Here is a 365-nt window from a genome sequence, read left to right as displayed (position 1 = left end):
CTTACTACTTGTACTTTTTACATGTTACACGTAAAACTGGCATCTCCATGAGTGGTAGACATTTAAATTTATTCAACAAACTGAAGCATAAGCTGGCTACGTATTGTTATTTATTGCTGGTAAGACTTTACATTACAGTTTGTTCGGTCGTCAAGATAATATAACGACGAATATGATACTTACAGCTACAGGCAGCATAGGTGTACAGAGTTCCGAAACGACATGCGCTGTGATCGATCAGAAAGAAATATCTCCTTTGCTTTCAAAATACAAAAAAGTAAGCGATAACTCCGAATTTACCCATTGCTCTGATAATGTTCTTCCAAATGATAAACCCTCTTTTGCACTTAGACATCGCAAAGATT

1 pseudogene is annotated in these 365 nt (G+C 36.2%); it reads left to right on the top strand.

Annotation, left to right across the window (positions count from 1 at the left end):
- Positions 1-235: 235 nt before the first annotated feature.
- Positions 236-365: pseudogene (locus ACJ5GX_RS05580) on the top strand (phosphate acyltransferase PlsX); the annotation flags it as partial.

The sequence above is a fragment of the Wolbachia endosymbiont of Tuta absoluta genome, assembly GCF_059414725.1.
The sequence above is the reverse complement of the archived record's forward strand: the minus strand, read 5'-3'. Positions and strand labels throughout refer to the sequence as shown.